This is a genomic window from Saccharothrix sp. NBAS 001 (genome assembly GCF_056640475.1).
Window position 1 is genome coordinate 6,433,472 of record NZ_CM153251.1, and the last position, 16,503, is coordinate 6,449,974.

Consider the following 16,503-nt stretch of genomic DNA (forward strand, 5'->3'; position numbering starts at 1 on the left):
CGGGAGCCGCCCGGCGCGGTACCACCGCGGTCAGCGGTTGGTGACCGTGTTCGTCAGGGTCCCGAGACCTTCGACCGTCACCGACACGGTCTGCCCGGCCCGGAGCGGGCCGACGCCCGCCGGGGTGCCGGTGAGGATGACGTCGAGCGGGCGCAGCGTCATCACCGCCGAGATGTACTCGATCAGCTCCGGGATGTCGTGCAGCAGCAACGAGGTGCGCGAGTCCTGCTTGACCTCGCCGTCGACCTCGGTGCGGACGGCCACGTCGGACGGGTCGAACTCGGTCTCCACCCAGGGCCCGAGCGGGCAGAACGTGTCGAAGCCCTTGGCCCGGGTCCACTGGCCGTCGGTCTTCTGGAGGTCCCGCGCGGTCACGTCGTTGGCGATCGTGTAGCCGAGCACCGACTGGCGGGCCCGGGAAGCCGGGATGTCCCGCCCGCCCACGCCGATGACGACCGCCAGCTCCCCCTCGAAGTCCACCCGCTCGGACACCGCCGGCAGCTTGATGTCCGCGTTCGGCCCGATCACGGCGGTGTTGGGCTTGAGGAACATCAGCGGGTTCTCGGGCACCTCGTTGCCGAGTTCGGCGGCGTGCTCGGCGTAGTTGCGGCCGATGCACACGATCTTCGGCGGCAGGAAGGGGGCCAGCAGGCGGACGTCCGCGAGCGGCCACTTGCGGCCGGTGAACGTCGGGTTCGCGAACGGGTCCTCGGCGATCTCGACGGCGGTCAGGTCGTCGCCGTCGCCTTCGATCGAGGCGAAAGCGAGGCCGTCCGGTTGGGCGATACGGGCAATGCGCACACCGATCACCCTAACCGGCGGCTTGCCCCGCCACCTGCCGTGCCTAGCGTCGAGGGATGAGAACCCTGCTGCTCGCCCTGGCCACCCTGCTGGCCGCCACGACGACCGCCGCGACGACCGCCGCGGCCGCCGCCGCCCCCACGCCCCTCGAAGCCGGCACCCCGCTCGGCTCGCCCGCCAACGCCCGGTGCGTGAACGGCTTCAACGTCCGGGGCCACCTGCTGGTCTCGGTCCGCTGCGCCACCTACACCAACCCGCTGACCGGACCCGGCGGCGGCCGGATCGGCCCCGTCCTGCGGATCCGCGACACCTACGCCGTGGTGAAGGTCCTGGACCCGGCCGAGTGGGACCAACTGCCCCGGATAGCCGGGTACGCCACCCCCGTCACCGGTTCGGCGGAGGCGGCGGTCGGCGCGGCGGTGTGCGCGGGCAGCCGGACCTCGGGGTGGCGTTGCGGCACGGTCCAGGCCAAGAACCAGACCGTCAACCACGGCGGTGGCACCATCACCGGGCTGACCCGCACGAACCTGTGCGTCCAACCCGGTGACGACTGGGTGCCCGTGGTCGCCGGCGACCAGGCCCAGGGCCACCTGCTCGGCGGCAACGGCGGATCGGGCGGCTGCACGGCGTTCTTCCTGCCGATCAACCGGATCCTGAAGGCGGAACTGCTCACCCTCGTCACCGCCTGAGGCGCGCCACCAGGCCGCCCGGCCCCGGGCGGGCCTCAGACCCGGCCGGCCTTGTGCACCAGGGCGTCGCACAGGGCCAGCCAACTGGCCTCGACGATGTTGCCGTGGACGCCGACCGTGGTCCACTCGCGTTCGCCGTCCGTCGACTCCACCAGCACGCGGGTCACGGCGTCGGTGCCGTGCTGATCGGTGAGGATGCGCACCTTGTAGTCGTTGAGCTGCACGCTGTCCAACCAGGACAGGTGCGGCAGCAACGCCTTGCGCAACGCCGCGTCCAGCGCGTGCACCGGCCCGTTGCCCTCGGCCGTGGCGATCACCCGCTCGCCCGCGACGTGCACCTTGACCGTCGCCTCGGACACGATCGAACCGTCCTGGGCGTGGTCGAGCACGACCCGGTAGGACTCCAGCGTGAACGGCGGCGTGTCCAATTCGGACAGCTCGTCCTTCAACAACAGCTCCAGCGAGGCGTCGGCCGCCTCGAACGACCAGCCGCCCGCCTCCAGTTCCTTGACCTTGCGCACCACGTTGGTGAGCGTTTCGGGCCGGCGGGTCAGGTCGATCCCGAACTCACGTCCCTTGAGTTCGAGACTGGCCCGACCCGCCATCTCGGTGACCAACACCCGCATGTCGTTGCCGACGGTGTCCGGATCGATGTGGTTGTACAGCTCCGGGTCCACCTTGATCGCGCTCGCGTGCAGCCCCGCCTTGTGGGCGAAGGCCGACGACCCGACGTAAGCCTGGTGGGAGTCGGGTGCGATGTTCGCGATTTCGGCAAGAGCATGGGAGACACGGGTCAGTTCGGCCAGTGATTCGCGCGGTAGCACGTCCAGGCCGAGCTTGGTCACGAGGTTCCCGACGACGGCGAACAGGTCGGCGTTGCCCGCTCGCTCGCCGTAGCCGTTGGCGGTGCACTGCACGTGGGTCGCCCCCGCCTGCACCGCCGCGATGGTGTTGGCCACCGCGCAGGACGTGTCGTCCTGGCAGTGGATGCCGACCCGGAAGCCCGTGCGGGCGACCACGTCGGCCACGGTCTCGGCCAGTCCCAGCGGGAGCTGACCGCCGTTCGTGTCGCAGAGGACGACGACGTCCGCGCCACCCTCCACAGCGGACTCCAGCGTGCGCAGGGACGTGTCGGAGTCGTGGGCGAAGCCGTCGAAGAAGTGCTCGGCGTCCAGGAACACCCGGCGGCCCTCGTCCACGAGGAACCGCACGGTGTCGCGGACCATGGCGCAGTTCTCCGCGACGTCGGTCCGCAGGGCGCGTTCGATGTGCCGGCGGTCGGACTTGGCGACCAGCGTGACGACCGGCGCCCGCGAGTCGAGCAGGGCGCGGACCTGCGGGTCGTCCTGCACCTTCACCCCGGCCTTGCGGGTGGACCCGAACGCGACGAGCTGCGCGTGTTTCAGCGTCAGGTCGCCGGCGGCGGCCCGTGCGAAGAACTCCGTGTCCTTCGGCAGTGCCCCGGGCCAGCCACCCTCGATGAACCCGACGCCCAGCCCGTCCAACAGCCGCGCGACCGCGAGCTTGTCGGTGACCGAGTAGGAGATGCCCTCCCGCTGGGCACCGTCCCGCAAGGTCGTGTCGTAGACGTGGAAGGAATCGCCGAGCGTGGTCACGAGGGTCTCCTAGAGAAGATCACGGAAAACAAAAAGACCCCCCGCAGGATGCGAGAGGTCGGCGCGCCGGGTGCTTGGGGAGCACTTACCCGGCGCGCTCAGAAATAATGATCACGGCGAAGAGAGCCACGTTCCGGATACTGCCACAGCCGAGCGGCGATTACCAAGCCACGGACGGGTGTTCCCACGATCTGAGCATCGACAACGCCCGCAAACCACCACCACCCGGGTCGTCCCCGTGCGGCCCGCACTGCACAGGCCGCACGGGGACGACACGTCGTGCCCGTCGTCGGTGGCCGGCCCCGTCCCGTGAGGACACTTCGGCTCTCGCGGCCACCGACCACTTGCGACGGTCCCGGCGTCAGCCCCCGGCCAGGAACCGGGCGAAGGACTCGATCGCCGCCGGGTTGCGGGGCGATTCGACCAGCGCCGCGTACGGCAGCACGAAGAACCGCTTGTCCCGCACCGCCGGGACCTCCTTCAACGCCGGGTACGACTCCAGGAACGACTTCTTCTGCTCCGGGGTGCTCGCGTCGCTGTCCGCGTAGTCGTTGATCAGGATGACCTCGGGCGCGCGGGAGACCACGGCCTCCCACCCCACCGTGGTCCAGGTGTCGTCCAGGTCGCCGAAGATGTTGTCACCGCCGGCCTTGCCGATGATGTCCTGCGGTGCCGCGTTCTTCCCCGCCGTAAAAGGCTGGTCCAAACCGCTGTCGTACAGGAACACCTTCGGCCGGGGCTTGCCGGACAGCAGCTTCTCCGCGTCCGACACCTGCTTGCGGTAGCCCGCGATCAGCGCGTCGGCCCGGTCGGAGACGCCGAAGATCTTGCCGAGGTTGCCCAGGTCGGTGTACAGCGCCTCCAGCGGCGGCATGATCCCGCGCTGCTTGCCCACGCCGTTGCGGCACGCCTCGGTGAGCTGGTAGGTCGCGACCCCCAGCCCCTTGAGCGCGTCCGGGGTGAACCCGGTGCTCTCCGAGAACCCGTAGCTCCACCCGGCGAACACCAGGTCCGCCGACGCGCCCTGCACGACCTCCTTGTTGATCTCCGAGGCCAGCTTGGGCACCTTCGCGAAGTCCGCCTTCCACGGCGAGCTGTCGAGGTCGCCCTTCTGGCTGTCGCCGACGACGTAACCCGCCATCCGGTCGCCCAGGCCCAGCGCGAACATCAGCTCCGCGATCCCCGTGTCGTTGGTGACGACCCGCTTCGGCGCCTGCTCGTAGGTCACGTCGACCCCGCAGTTGCGGACCGTCACCTTCCCGGACGAGGGCGTCTCGGCGATCGTCGCCCCGCACCCCGCCGTCAACCCCAACACGACCGCAACCGCGACAAACCTCTTCAACGCACTCCCTCTCGCCACCACCGTCGAAACCCGCCCGCGCCGCTCAGCCGGACCCGGGTCCGGCCTCGGACCGGTGCTCGAACAACAACTGCGGAACCCCGCTGACCGGGTGCGCGACCACGTGCGCCCGCACCCGGAAGACCTCCAGCAACACCTCGGGCGTCAGCACCTCCGCCGGTTTCCCGGACGCCACCACCACCCCGTCGTCCATCACGTGGACCCGGTCGCAGTAGGCCGCCGCCAGGTTCAGGTCGTGCAGCACGGTCAACACCGTGATCCCCAACCCGCGCACCAGCGCCAGCAACGCCAGCTGGTGGCTGATGTCGAGGTGGTTGGTGGGCTCGTCCAGCACCAGCACCTTCGGCTGCTGCGCCAGCGCCCGCGCGATCAGCACCCGCTGCCGCTCGCCGCCGGACAGGCTCAGGAAGCTGCGGTCGACCAGGTCCCCGGCATCCATCCGGGACAGCGCCGACGCGCAGATCTCCCGGTCCCGCGCCGTCTCGCCGTCGAACCCCGACTGGTGCGGCAACCGTCCCATCGCGACCACCTCGGCCACCGTGAAGTCGAACTCCACGTGGCTGTCCTGGGTCAACGCCGCCATCTCGCGCGCGCTCTCCCGCACCGTGAACGCGTCCAACGGCTTCCCGGCCAACCTCACGACCCCGCCGCCGGGCCGCAGCGCCCGGTACACGCAGCGCAGCGTCGTGGACTTGCCGCTCCCGTTGGGCCCGACGATCCCGTGCACCTCGCCGCCGCCCACCGCCAGCGAGACCCCGCGCAGGATCCCCGCCACCGTGATCCCGTCGACCTCAACGTCCACCGCGCATCACCTTCCCCCGAACACGTAGCCGCGCCCGCGCATCAGGAACACGAAGCACGGCACGCCCAGTGCGGCCGTGATGACCCCCAGCGGCAGCTCCTCGGGCGCGGCCAGCAGCCGCGCCGCCACGTCCACCCAGATCAGGAAGCACGCCCCGGCCAGCGGCGCGACGGCCAGCACCTTGCGGTGGTCCGCGCCCACCACCAGGCGCACCAGGTGCGGCAGCATCAGGCCGACGAACCCGATCGCCCCGCTGACCGCCACCAGCACCCCGGTCATCGCCGCCGTCACCACGAACAGCACCTTGCGCAGCCGCGCGATGTCCACGCCGAGCGTCGTCGCGGTCTCGTCGCCCATCGACATCGCGTTGAGGTTCTTCGCCTGCGACCGCAGGTAGGCGATGCCGGCCAGGACCACGGTGGCCGCGATCGGCAGCGACATCCAGGTCACCCCGCCGAGGCTGCCCAGCAGCCAGAACATCGCCGCGCGGGCCGCCTCGCCGCGCGGCGCCTGGAACACCAGCAGCATGGCGATCGCGGAGAACCCGTAGGCCATCGCGGTGCCGGTGAGCACCAGCCGCAGCGGGGTGAGGCCGCCGCGCCGGGCGGCCAGGTAGACCAGCGCCATCGCGGCCAGGGCCGACAGGAACGCCGCGGTCGACAGCGCGTAGATGCCCAGCGCCGCGAACAGGCCGGTCGTGGCCACCGCCGTCGCGCCGACGCTCGCGCCCGACGAGATGCCCAGCACGTACGGGTCGGCCAGCGCGTTGCGGACCATCGCCTGGATCGCCACGCCCACCACGGACAGGCCCGCGCCGACCACGGCGGCCAGCAGCACGCGGGGCAGCCGGATGTCCCAGACGATCCGGTAGGCGCCCGCTTCCGAGACCTCGATCACATCACCGGCGAACGCCGCCTTCAGGAAGCGCACGACGTCGGCGAACGGGATGCTCACCGGCCCCAGCGCCACGCCGCACACGATCGACAGGACGAGCAGCGCGGTCAGCCCGGCGCACAGCCGTTTGGTCACCGGTCGCCTTTCGGACGGGTGGCCGTGCGGCACGCAGCCCGAAGGACCGTCGCACCCGTCCCGCAGACCACGGCAGGAGGTGGAGCTCGTTCGGCCGCCTGCGGGTGATCGGGCTCGCCCTCCCTGCGGGAGGACCTACCGTTGCGGGTCAGCGCCGGACTTCGACCGGACTTCCCCCGCGAGGAGACTCGGCCGACCATACGTCGTGGACCTGCCGAAACACGATTCCCGTGGCCGTGCTCACTCCGCCGCCCCGCCGAGCCCGCGCCCGGTGCGCCGGCCGACCGCGCCCCGGGAAGCCCGAAGGCCGCCCCGACCGTGGTGGTCGGGGCGGCCTTCGGCACAACCGGTGGTCGCTCCCGGGGGAGCGCCGGGAGATCAGCCCGTGCGGACGTTCGAGCTGACCAGGGCGGCGAGCCGGTCGCCCACCGCGTAGGTCGCACCCGGCGAGGCGTGGTCCCGGGTGGCCAGGTCGAACGCCACCGAAGCCTCGATCCGCCGGGCCGCCTCGTGCTCACCGAGGTGGTCGAGCATCAGGGCCACCGACAGCACCGCCGCCGTCGGGTCCGCGATGCCCTGCCCGGCGATGTCCGGCGCGCTGCCGTGCACCGGCTCGAACATGCTCGGGTTGCGCCGCGTCACGTCCAGGTTGCCGCTGGCCGCCAGTCCGATGCCGCCCGTCACCGCCGCCGCCAGGTCGGTGAGGATGTCGCCGAACAGGTTGTCGGTGACGATCACGTCGTACCGGGCCGGGTCGGTGACCAGGTGGATGGTCGCCGCGTCGACATGCTGGTAGGCCACCGTCACGTCGGGGTGCTGCAACGACACCTCCTCCACCACGCGCGACCACAGCGAACCCGCGTGCGTGAGCACGTTGGTCTTGTGCACCAGCGTGAGGTGCTTGCGGGGCCGGTTGGCCGCGCGGGCGAACGCGTCGCGGACGACCCGCTCCACCCCGAACGAGGTGTTGATCGACACCTCGGTGGCGATCTCGTGCGGCGTGTCCTTGCGCAGGAGGCCGCCGTTGCCCGCGTACAGGCCCTCGGTGCCCTCCCGCACGACCACCATGTCGATCTCCGGCGGGTCCGCGATCGGACTGCGCACCCCCGGGTACAGCCGGGCCGGGCGCAGGTTCACGTGGTGGTCGAGTTCGAAGCGGAGACGGAGCAACAGTCCGCGTTCCAGGATGCCGCTGGGCACCGACGGGTCCCCGACGGCACCGAGCAGGATCGCGTCGTGCTGGCGCAGTTCGCCCAGCACCGACTCCGGCAAGAGCTCACCTGTGGCGTGCCAGCGCGCCGCGCCGAGGTCGTAGCGGGTGATCTCAGCCGCTGGAACGACCTCACCGAGTACCTTCAGAGCCTCGGCGACGACCTCGGGCCCGATCCCGTCTCCTGGGATCACTGCGAGCCGCATCCACACACCTCCCAGGTATCAGTCCCATTGCGCGGGACTAGTTTCCTTTGCGAAAGGCTACCGGTCGAAGACCCGTTCGCCGCACTCGGAACACACTTCAGTGGCCATGTCTCCCGTACTGCGGGACACCCGAACGGTTCAGTACCTCCGTTCGGCCGTCACCCGATGTGCTTAAACGGCTCTGGCCGGCCGGGGCAACCCCCGACCGGCCAGAGCGACGTACGGGCCTCAGCCCGCCGAGCGGTTGCCCCTGGTCGCCTTCACCTTGACCACGTCCGCCTTGTCGCCGGTGGCGTTGTGGTGGTTGAGCACGAGCAGGCTGTCCGCCTTGTCCGCGGTGAGCGCCGCGGCGTCCCGGTTGACCACCAGGGCGGTACCCGGACGGGCCACGTAGGACAGCGCGGCGTCGCCGCCGCCCTGCACCCACAGACCGGGCTTGAGCGGGTCGAACGACGACGGCGTGCCGATCGAGTCGATCAGCCCGTTCGTCGTGCCCGGCGCGACGTAGAAGCCGGACACGCCCGAGGTGTAGGAGATCCGCGAGGTGTCCGCGTTCGCGTCGATGCCCAGCGCCGACAGCAGCACCGGCAGGACCACCACGTTGGTGTCGAACACGTTGGTGTCCACGTCGCCGAACTGGCCGTTGACGGCCTGGATGTCGACGGTCTCGCCGGTCCGCAGGTCCTGCGTGACCGCCACCAGCAGGTCGGTGTCGGTCAGCTTGTTCGCGTAGACCTCGTAGTCCGGCACGCCGTCACCCGTGGTGTCGACGTCCACGAACGGCACCGTGTTGTTACCCAGGTTGTACCAGTTTCCCCAGGTCACGAGGCCGAACGCGAGCAGCGCGTTCTGCGGTTCGCCCTGCGCCTTGGCCAGCGGCGCGGTGGACGTGACGCCCACGTACCGCAGGTCGCCGCCCTTGGCGGTGTCGTTGAGCGTGCAGTTCGTCGTCACGTTGCGGCGGCACTCGCGCAGCTTCGGCGAGGTCTGCTGCAACTCCAGGACGCTGACCAGCGACTTGTAGGCGCCCTGGTTGACGCCGCGGCCGGTCAGGTTGAGCACCGACTGCTTGGCGTTGCCCTTGAACGTCACGCTGTCCGGCGTGTTGATGTCCGCCGCCGGCTTCGGGGCCGAGTACACCGGCACCCGCAGCGCGACCGAGGACCCGCTCTTGGGCGTGAACACGATCCGGCCGGACGCGTCGGCCAGGAACTGGCGCGGCACGTCGAGGTGGTTCGCCTCGACCGTCGGGTCGACGGTCTTGCGCAGCGCCGCCGGGTTGTCGATCTTCAGCGTGACCTTGACCTTGGCGATGCCCCGGGGGCTGAGCCGCACGGTGCTCTGCGACAGCTCGTACTTGACGCCCGGGATGGTCGTCAGGGCCTGGTAGTCGATCGTGTAGTCGACCCACTTGGTGGACTTGTTGACCACCTTGATTGTCTTCGACAGCGACACCGGCTTGGTGACCTCCACCACGCCGAAGGACGCGCTGACGGCGCCCGGGTCGTCCTGCACGTAGGCCAGCACCTGGTTGTCCAGGGCCGCCTTGCCGTCGATCCGGCCGGCACCCACGCGGTTGGGGGCGTAGGTCTTGCCACCGGCCTTCACGTCGGCGGACGCGCTGTTCATGATCGCGGCCTTGACCTCTTCCGGGGTCCAGTCCGGGTGGGCCTGGCGGACCAGCGCGGCGATGCCCGTGGTGTGCGGGGCCGCCATGGAGGTACCGCTGAGCACCGCGGTCTTGTTGCCCGAGCCGACCGCCGCCGAGGCGATGGTGTCACCGGGCGCGGCCACGTCCGGCTTCACGACCGGGCCGCGCACGCCGCGCGAGGTGAACGAGCTGGGCGTGTCGGTGATCGACTGGTCGTAGGTCGGCAGCGTGGTGCGCAGGTCGCCCGCGAGCCGGACGGTCAGCGTGCCCGCCGTCAGCGCCGGCCGCACCGACGCGGTCGCGCCGCCGGTGAGCTGGATGACCGGGATCGCCGCGTTGCCCGCGATGCCCGCGCTGAAGTTCTCCAGGGTGGAGCTGAAGACCGCGCCCACGGCACCCGCCGCGGTCACGTTGTTCGACCGCGCGCCCGAGCCGCAACGCCGGCTGGCGTCGTTGTCGTCCCACTCCAGCCACGCGATCTTGCCCTTGACGGCGGCCGCGTCGGCGGCCGACAGCGGGAGGCAGCCGTCCTTGTTGGCGGCGTCGCCCAGCGGCACGACCGGCGCGGTGACCGACTTGCCCTCGTAGTTGTAGGACTGGCTGTACTGGCCGGCCTTGGGGCCCGCGACGTCGGCCGGGGCGGTCGCCTCGGCGGCGTCGCGCAGCACGTACGCGTCACGGGTGCTGGCCACGGTCAGCGACTCGGGGGTGCTGCCCGGCGAGCCGCCGATGTCGTACAGGTCGCCGCCGTTGCCGGCGGAGAACACCGTCACGACGCCGGAGGCGTTGAGCTTGCGGACGAACAGCGAGTCCGGGTCGTCCGGGGCACCGTAGTCGGAGCCCAGCGACAGGTTGACCACGTCGAGGTGGTCGGAGAAGTCGCCGTCGCCGTCCGGGTCGAGCGACCAGTCCAGGGCCTGCGCGGTGACGTTGGTCGAGCCCTCGCAGCCGAACACCTTCAGCGCGTAGAGCAGGGCCTTCGGCGCGGTGCCGGGGCCGATGCGCAGCGCGTTGAGCGAGTCGCCGGTCAGCTTGGTGTAGTCGCCCTTGAAGGTGGAGCCGTCGGCGTTGACGCCGAAGCCCGCCGACGTGCCGGCGACGTGCGAGCCGTGGCCGTTGCAGTCGATCGGGTTCGGGTCCGGCTTCGGGGTGTTGACGGCCGGGTCCTTGCTCGCGCCGTCGTAGCCGTTGCCGACGAAGTCGTAGCCGCCGACCACCTTGGCGGTCGGGAAGTACGAGGCGTCGACCTTGGTCTCGTCGATCGCCTCGAACGCCGGGATGGTGCCCGGACCGCCGAAGTCGGCGTGCGTGTAGTCGATACCCGTGTCGATGATGCCGATGCGGGTGTCGTCGCCGAGCTTGCCGTACTGCTGCCACACCTTGAGGGTGTTGGTCAGCTGGACGGCGGAGGAGTTCTGCCGGGACTTCGGGACCACGGTGCGGACGGACTTCACGTCCGCGCGCTGCGCGATCTCCCGGACCTTGTCGGCGTTGGCCGTGACGACCACGCCCACCACGCCGTTGGCGGTCCGGTAGACCTCCTTGGTCGCGGCGTCCTTGCCCTTGAGGTCGCCCACCACGGAGTCGACCACCTTGGCGGTGTCGTTCTTCGTGGCCTTGGCGGCCTCCTTGGCCTGCTGCTTCGTCGCGCCCTGGCTGGTCTTCTCGGTGTAGGTGTCGACGGCCGGCTTGGCCTCGACCTCCACGAACGCGGTGACCTGGCCCTGCGCGACCGAGAGCCGCTTGCCCACCTTCAACTGCAACTTGCCGGCGTCCAGTCCGTGCGCGGCGGCTACGGACTCGGCCGGCTGATCCTCCGCGGCCAGCGCGGGACCGGCGGTCGAACCGGCGACGAGGATCGCCGCCAACACCGGTACCGCTGATCTGGCGACAACGCGAGATCGGCTCACAACGTGCCCCAACCGAGGTCTGATTCGACCCGGCAGGCAGCGTCGCTCGGTAACCGGTAGGGGTGGAGCTGCCCGCGCGGTGCCGTGCCCTCTACGGCACCGGGTCGACCTCGTGGGGTGGAACCTAATCGTTCCGCCGAGCCGATCATTTAGACCGAAAGAGTGATGGCACCCACAGATTTGTGGACCAACCGTCAACTGCGACACCGCCGGGACCTGCGGCGATACCGGTTGAACCGGATTCGGCCGAATAGACTCCCACCGTGTCCGGGAACGCGTACTCCAAGGCCGTCATCACGATTCTCGAATTCGCCGACAGCGTGCCCCACCGGCCCGGCCTGTACTTCGGGGTCGGCTTGAACGACCCGCGCCTGGCCACCCGCGTGCTCACCGCCGTCCTGGGCCACGGGCTGCACCCGGCGGCGGCGCTCGCGCCCGTCCACACGCCGCACGTCGTCGCCGAGGTGCACGGCGACCTGGCGTTCACCGTGCGCGACGACCAGGTCGACCTGCTGCCCGAGGACCCGCGCGACCCGGCCGGCCTGGGCCACCACGGGTCGCTGCTGGGGCCTTGCCGGTGGTACGCCGCAGCGGCGGCGGCGCTGTCCGCGCGGACCACCGTGGAGGTGTGGCGCGACGGTCGCGGCCTGCGGCAGCACCTCGCCCGGCTGCGCCCGGTGACCGACGCCGAGCCGTTCGACCCGCCGCCGGGCGCGGGCACCCGGGTCGCGTTCGACCTGGACCCCGCGTACTTCGGCACCGGGCCGGTCGCCGACCTGGGCGGGCTGGACCTGCACGGCCCCGACTGCGAAGACGTCGGCGGGCCGGGGGTCCTGGTGCTGCGGGACCTCCGGGGCGAACCCCGGGAGCACCGCTACTCGTGACCCCCGGCCCGCCGGGGAACGCTCAACGCCTCCGGATCACCCGAAGTCGACCGCGCGCACCGTGTGCGCACCCACCGCCGCGCCGATCGGGTCGAGCACCGCGGTGTCCACCGGCCGGTCGACGCGCAGCAGCATGAACGCGTCCGAACCGTCCTTGGTCTGGCTGATCTGCGCCGCCTCGACGTTCACGCCCGCCTCGCCCAGCAGGGTGCCGACCGCGCCCATCACGCCCGGCCGGTCCGGGTACTCCAGCAGCAGCACGTTGCCCTCGGCGCGCAGGTCGAAGCCGCGGCCGTTCACGCCGACCACCTTCTCCACCTGGTCGAGGCCGGTCAGCGTGCCGGACACGGTGATCACCGCGCCGTCGGCCTGCACCGCGCGCACCGTCACCAGGCTGCGGTGGTTGGCGCTCTCCGGCTCCTTGACCAGGTCGACCTGGACGCCCAGCGACGCGGCGAGGCTCGGCGCGTTGACGAACGTCACCTGCTCCTCGACCACGCTGGAGAACACGCCGCGCAGCGCGGCCAGCGGCAGCACCGCGACGTCCTCGTTGGACAGCTCGCCGCGCACCTCGACGGTGACGCTGGTCGGGGCCTTGGCGGACAGCGCCGCGACGACCCCGCCGAGCTTCTGCACCAGCGGCAGGTAGGGGCGGACCTCCTCGCCGACCACGCCGCCGCCCTGCACGTTCACCGCGTCCGGCACGAACTCGCCCCGCAGCGCGAGCAGCACCGACTTCGCGACGTCCGTGCCCGCGCGGTCCTGCGCCTCGGTGGTGGACGCGCCCAGGTGCGGCGTGACGACCACGTTCGGCAAGCCGAACAGCGGGCTCTCGGTGGTCGGCTCGGTGCTGAACACGTCGATGCCCGCGCCGCCGACCTGGCCTTCCGCGACCGCGTCGGCCAGCGCCTGCTCGTCGACCAGGCCGCCGCGCGCGGCGTTGACGATGATCACCCCGCGCTTGGCCTTGGCCAGCTGCTCGGCACCGATCAGGCCCTTGGTCTCGGGGGTCTTCGGGAGGTGGATGGAGATCGCGTCGGCGCGCTCCAGCAGCTCCTCCAGGGTGACCAGCTCGATGCCGAGCTGGGCGGCGCGCTGCGCGCTCACGTACGGGTCGTAGGCGATGACCTCGGTGCCGAACGCGGCGATCCGGGCGGCGAACAGCTGGCCGATCTTGCCCAGGCCGACCACGCCGACGGTCTTGCCGTTGATCTCGACGCCGTTGAACTTGCTGCGCTTCCACTCGTTGTTCTGGAGGGTGGCGTGCGCGGCGGGGATCTGCCGGGCGGTGGCCAGCAGCAGGGCCACGGCGTGCTCGGCGGCGCTGACGATGTTGGACGTCGGCGCGTTGACCACCATGACGCCGCGCTCGGTGGCCGCCGGCACCTCCACGTTGTCCAGCCCGACGCCCGCGCGGGCGACGACCTTGAGCTTCGTGGTGGCCTGGAAGACCTCCTTGTCCACCTTCGTGGCGGACCGGACCAGCAGCGCGTCGGCGTCGGCGACGGCTTCGAGGAGCGCGGGACGGTCGGTGCCGTCGACGTGGCGCACTTCGATGTCATCGCCGAAGACGTCGAGAACGGACGGGGCTAGCTTCTCGGCGATCAAGACAACGGGCTTGGTCACGGACGTGCTCCCGGTGGTGTGCAAGGCGGGTGGGGAGCGCGGGGCCGTCACAGCGAGCCGAGACCCGCGCGGCCGGCCACGGCAATGTGTCCGGGTTGTTAACGAGCATATCCGGCGCCGACGCCGCTCCCGTCACCCGGGTGCCCTGTCTCACCTGCTGGTTTCCCGTACGAGTGTCCTATATCGCCGGCCCGGGTGGATCACCGGGCACCGGGCGGCCGGACGACGTCGAGGTGTCGCCACGCGTGCTGAGCGCGCTGCGGTCCCGGGCGATCGTGCGCAGCGGCGCGGCCGGCCACGCGAGGTGGACGGCGGCCCCACCCGAACGTGCGGCCCAGCTCGACCCGCGCGGGCACGGCGTCGGCGGACGGGTTCGGGCCGGGGCTCCCCGCCGTTGAACCCGCTTCCGGCAGCCGTGCCGAAGCCGTGACCCCAGGCTGCGCGCCCGGCTGTATTCCCGGGCGTCGCAACGGCATCGGAGCGGGTATGACCGACTACCTGTTCCGCCCCACCGACGCGGAGCGCCGGGAGGGCTACCTCCTGGTGGCCGAGCTGGCCGCGTCCCTCGTCCTGGGCCCGGTCGGCCCGTTCGCCGTGTTCGCCGCCCGCTACCTGTACGACCGCAGAGCCGCGTTGTTCGACCAAACCGGCACGCCGCGCCGCGCGTTCGACGCGACCGGTGCCGCCGTGCGGCCGGACGTCGGCGGCGACGTGGTGACCGTGCGGCCGAACCTCACCGCGTCCGCACGCGGTCTCGGCCTGCGCCGAGGCGACCCGGTGGGCCTGGTGCTGACCGGGAGGCAGACCCACAGCGGCCTGATCGTCCCGGCGCGGCTCGGCGAACCGGTCGACATCGCGGTGCCGCCCGGCACGTACGCGCTGGGCGCGTTCGCGGCGCGCCGGGACCAGCTGTTCACCCGGCCGCACCCGTTCACCGCCGTCGACGGCCGGACGGTCACGTGGGGCGCGGGCCACGCCCTGGACCTCTCGCCGGCGTCCCGCACGCTGCCCACCACCGGCGTCTACCGGATGAACCAGTGCCCGCGCTGCGGCCGCTTACACCCGGTGGCGTGGCTGAACTGCACCCCGCCGACCACGCCGGCACCCACGTTCCGGCGCGCCACCACACCGAAACCCCTTGTCCGCACGATGCGGGCGCAACCCCGGCCGCCGGAGCCCGAGTGCTGGTGGTGCGGGTACCGCGAGTCGCTGTGCGACTGCCTGGTCGGCGAAGCACGGCGGTTCTGGCGAGGCTGACCGCACCCCCACCGACCCCGGACCGCCCAGGCCCGGTCACCGGTGCACTGCCCGACACTGTCCGACACGGCACGGCACTGCCCGGCACGGCACTGCCCCGAGGCCCTACCAGGGCTCGTCGAACTCGCCGTCCTTGACGCCGAGGATGAACGCCTCCCACTCGGCGGGGGTGAACACCAGGACGGGGCCTTCGGGGTGCGCGGAGTTCCGCATCGCCGTGTACGTCACGCCGTCGGTGTGCTCGACGAACGCGATCTCGACGTGCTCCTCCTCCTCTTCCGCACCTTCGTCGCTGCGGATCCAGGCCGCGCCGGTGAGGTCGAGGTTGCCCCGCACGTGGGCCTTGTCGTCGTAGATCGGCGCGCTGTCACTCATGGGGCCTAGATATACCGGAGCCCGCGGCGTCGTGGACACCGCGGGCTCCGTCTTGCCGGTAGAGACTCAGGCGGTCTCGGTGATGGGCCGGTCGACCCACGACATGAGACCGCGCAGCTTCTTGCCGACCTCCTCGATCGGGTGCTGCTCACCCTCCTGCTGCAACTTCTTGTAGTTGCCGCGGCCGGCGTCGTCCTCGTTCACCCACTCGGTGGCGAACGTGCCGTCCTGGATCTCGCCGAGGATCTTGCGCATCTCCTCCTTGACCCCGGGCGTCACGACGCGCGGGCCCCGGGTGAGGTCGCCGTACTCGGCGGTGTCCGAAATGGAGTAGCGCATCCGGGCGATGCCGCCCTCGTACATCAGGTCGACGATCAGCTTCAACTCGTGCAGGCACTCGAAGTAGGCCACCTCGGGCGCGTAGCCGGCCTCGGTCAGCACCTCGAAACCGGCCTGCACCAGCGCCGACGCGCCGCCGCAGAGCACCGCCTGCTCACCGAACAGGTCGGTCTCGGTCTCCTCCTTGAACGTCGTCTTGATGACGCCCGCGCGGGTGCCGCCGATGCCCTTGGCGTAGGACAGGGCCAGCGCCTGCGCGCCGCCCGTGGCGTCCTGCTCGACCGCGATCAGCGCGGGCACGCCCTTGCCGTCGACGAACTGGCGGCGCACCAGGTGGCCCGGCCCCTTCGGCGCGACCATGGCGACGTCCACATTGGACGGCACCTCGATCAGGCCGTAGCGGATGTTGAAGCCGTGGCCGAAGAAGACCGCGTCGCCGTCCTTCAGGTTCGGCGCGATGTCCTGCGCGTAGATGTGCCGCTGCGCGGTGTCCGGGGCCAGGATCATGATCAGGTCGGCCTCGGCCGAGACCTCGGCGGGGGTGCCGACCGGCAGCCCCTCCTCCTCGGCCTTGGCGCGGGACTTCGAGCCCTCGGGCAGGCCGATCCGGACGTCGACGCCGGAGTCGCGCAGGCTCAGCGCGTGGGCGTGACCCTGGCTGCCGTAGCCGATGACCGCGACCTTGCGCCCCTGGATGATGCTCAGGTCGGCATCGTCGTCGTAGAAGATCTCGACGCTCACTGGTGGT

At 71.2% G+C, this 16,503-nt stretch carries 13 protein-coding genes; 3 read left to right on the top strand and 10 right to left on the bottom strand.

Going from position 1 to position 16,503, the window contains the following annotated elements; genetic code table 11:
- Positions 1-30: 30 nt before the first annotated feature.
- Positions 31-801 carry a fumarylacetoacetate hydrolase family protein gene (locus tag AC0HI0_RS27575; protein WP_480926405.1) on the bottom strand — a complete coding sequence of 257 codons (771 nt, stop codon included), beginning with the start codon at positions 799-801 and terminating at the stop codon, positions 31-33.
- A 56-nt stretch (positions 802-857) separates the two neighbouring features.
- On the opposite strand from AC0HI0_RS27575, the gene AC0HI0_RS27580 reads away from it, so the two are divergent.
- Positions 858-1,490, top strand: coding sequence for a S1 family peptidase (locus AC0HI0_RS27580; RefSeq protein ID WP_480926406.1), 633 nt, complete (start codon positions 858-860; stop codon positions 1,488-1,490).
- Positions 1,491-1,525: 35 nt separating this feature from the next.
- Here AC0HI0_RS27580 and cimA read toward each other — a convergent pair whose 3' ends face one another.
- The 6 genes from cimA to AC0HI0_RS27610 form a co-directional block, all read right to left on the bottom strand.
- Positions 1,526-3,106, bottom strand: a complete 1,581-nt coding sequence (gene cimA / locus AC0HI0_RS27585; RefSeq protein WP_480926407.1) for a citramalate synthase — start codon at positions 3,104-3,106, stop codon at positions 1,526-1,528.
- Between the two features lie 361 nt (positions 3,107-3,467).
- The gene (locus tag AC0HI0_RS27590; RefSeq protein WP_480926408.1) at positions 3,468-4,448 is read right to left on the bottom strand and encodes an ABC transporter substrate-binding protein; all 981 of its coding nucleotides are present in this window, start codon (positions 4,446-4,448) and stop codon (positions 3,468-3,470) included.
- Between the two features lie 43 nt (positions 4,449-4,491).
- Positions 4,492-5,268 carry an ABC transporter ATP-binding protein gene (locus tag AC0HI0_RS27595; RefSeq protein ID WP_480926409.1) on the bottom strand — a complete coding sequence of 259 codons (777 nt, stop codon included), beginning with the start codon at positions 5,266-5,268 and terminating at the stop codon, positions 4,492-4,494.
- A 6-nt stretch (positions 5,269-5,274) separates the two neighbouring features.
- Entirely contained in the window at positions 5,275-6,297 is a 1,023-nt protein-coding gene (locus AC0HI0_RS27600) for a FecCD family ABC transporter permease (RefSeq protein WP_480926410.1), read from the bottom strand.
- 378 nt (positions 6,298-6,675) lie between these two features.
- Positions 6,676-7,713 carry a 3-isopropylmalate dehydrogenase gene (locus AC0HI0_RS27605; protein ID WP_480926411.1) on the bottom strand — a complete coding sequence of 346 codons (1,038 nt, stop codon included), beginning with the start codon at positions 7,711-7,713 and terminating at the stop codon, positions 6,676-6,678.
- A gap of 228 nt (positions 7,714-7,941) precedes the next feature.
- Positions 7,942-11,274 carry a S8 family peptidase gene (locus tag AC0HI0_RS27610; protein WP_480926412.1) on the bottom strand — a complete coding sequence of 1,111 codons (3,333 nt, stop codon included), beginning with the start codon at positions 11,272-11,274 and terminating at the stop codon, positions 7,942-7,944.
- Positions 11,275-11,537: 263 nt separating this feature from the next.
- Here AC0HI0_RS27610 and AC0HI0_RS27615 point away from each other — a divergent pair, with 263 nt between their 5' ends.
- Complete coding sequence (locus tag AC0HI0_RS27615) at positions 11,538-12,158, top strand: hypothetical protein (protein WP_480926413.1); 621 nt, start codon at positions 11,538-11,540, stop codon at positions 12,156-12,158.
- A 36-nt stretch (positions 12,159-12,194) separates the two neighbouring features.
- On the opposite strand, the gene serA is transcribed toward AC0HI0_RS27615, so the two are convergent.
- Positions 12,195-13,784 (bottom strand): phosphoglycerate dehydrogenase, encoded by a 1,590-nt coding sequence (serA, locus tag AC0HI0_RS27620; protein ID WP_480926414.1) that lies wholly within the window; start codon positions 13,782-13,784, stop codon positions 12,195-12,197.
- 486 nt (positions 13,785-14,270) lie between these two features.
- Here serA and AC0HI0_RS27625 point away from each other — a divergent pair, with 486 nt between their 5' ends.
- Positions 14,271-15,041, top strand: coding sequence for a hypothetical protein (locus AC0HI0_RS27625; RefSeq protein ID WP_480926415.1), 771 nt, complete (start codon positions 14,271-14,273; stop codon positions 15,039-15,041).
- 105 nt (positions 15,042-15,146) lie between these two features.
- On the opposite strand, the gene AC0HI0_RS27630 is transcribed toward AC0HI0_RS27625, so the two are convergent.
- Both AC0HI0_RS27630 and ilvC read right to left on the bottom strand, forming a co-directional pair.
- Complete coding sequence (locus AC0HI0_RS27630; protein WP_015104552.1) at positions 15,147-15,416, bottom strand: DUF397 domain-containing protein; 270 nt, start codon at positions 15,414-15,416, stop codon at positions 15,147-15,149.
- A gap of 66 nt (positions 15,417-15,482) precedes the next feature.
- On the bottom strand, positions 15,483-16,496 hold the full coding sequence (gene ilvC / locus AC0HI0_RS27635) for a ketol-acid reductoisomerase (RefSeq protein ID WP_015104553.1): 1,014 nt from the start codon (positions 16,494-16,496) through the stop codon (positions 15,483-15,485).
- Between the last annotated feature and the right edge of the window lie 7 nt (positions 16,497-16,503).

Coding starts and splice junctions, on each gene's coding strand:
- AC0HI0_RS27580 (WP_480926406.1), top strand. CDS start 858: ATGAGAACCCTGCTGCTCGCCCTGGCCACCCTGCTGGCCGCCACGACG.
- AC0HI0_RS27605 (WP_480926411.1), bottom strand. CDS start 7,713: ATGCGGCTCGCAGTGATCCCAGGAGACGGGATCGGGCCCGAGGTCGTC.
- AC0HI0_RS27625 (WP_480926415.1), top strand. CDS start 14,271: ATGACCGACTACCTGTTCCGCCCCACCGACGCGGAGCGCCGGGAGGGC.
- AC0HI0_RS27630 (WP_015104552.1), bottom strand. CDS start 15,416: ATGAGTGACAGCGCGCCGATCTACGACGACAAGGCCCACGTGCGGGGC.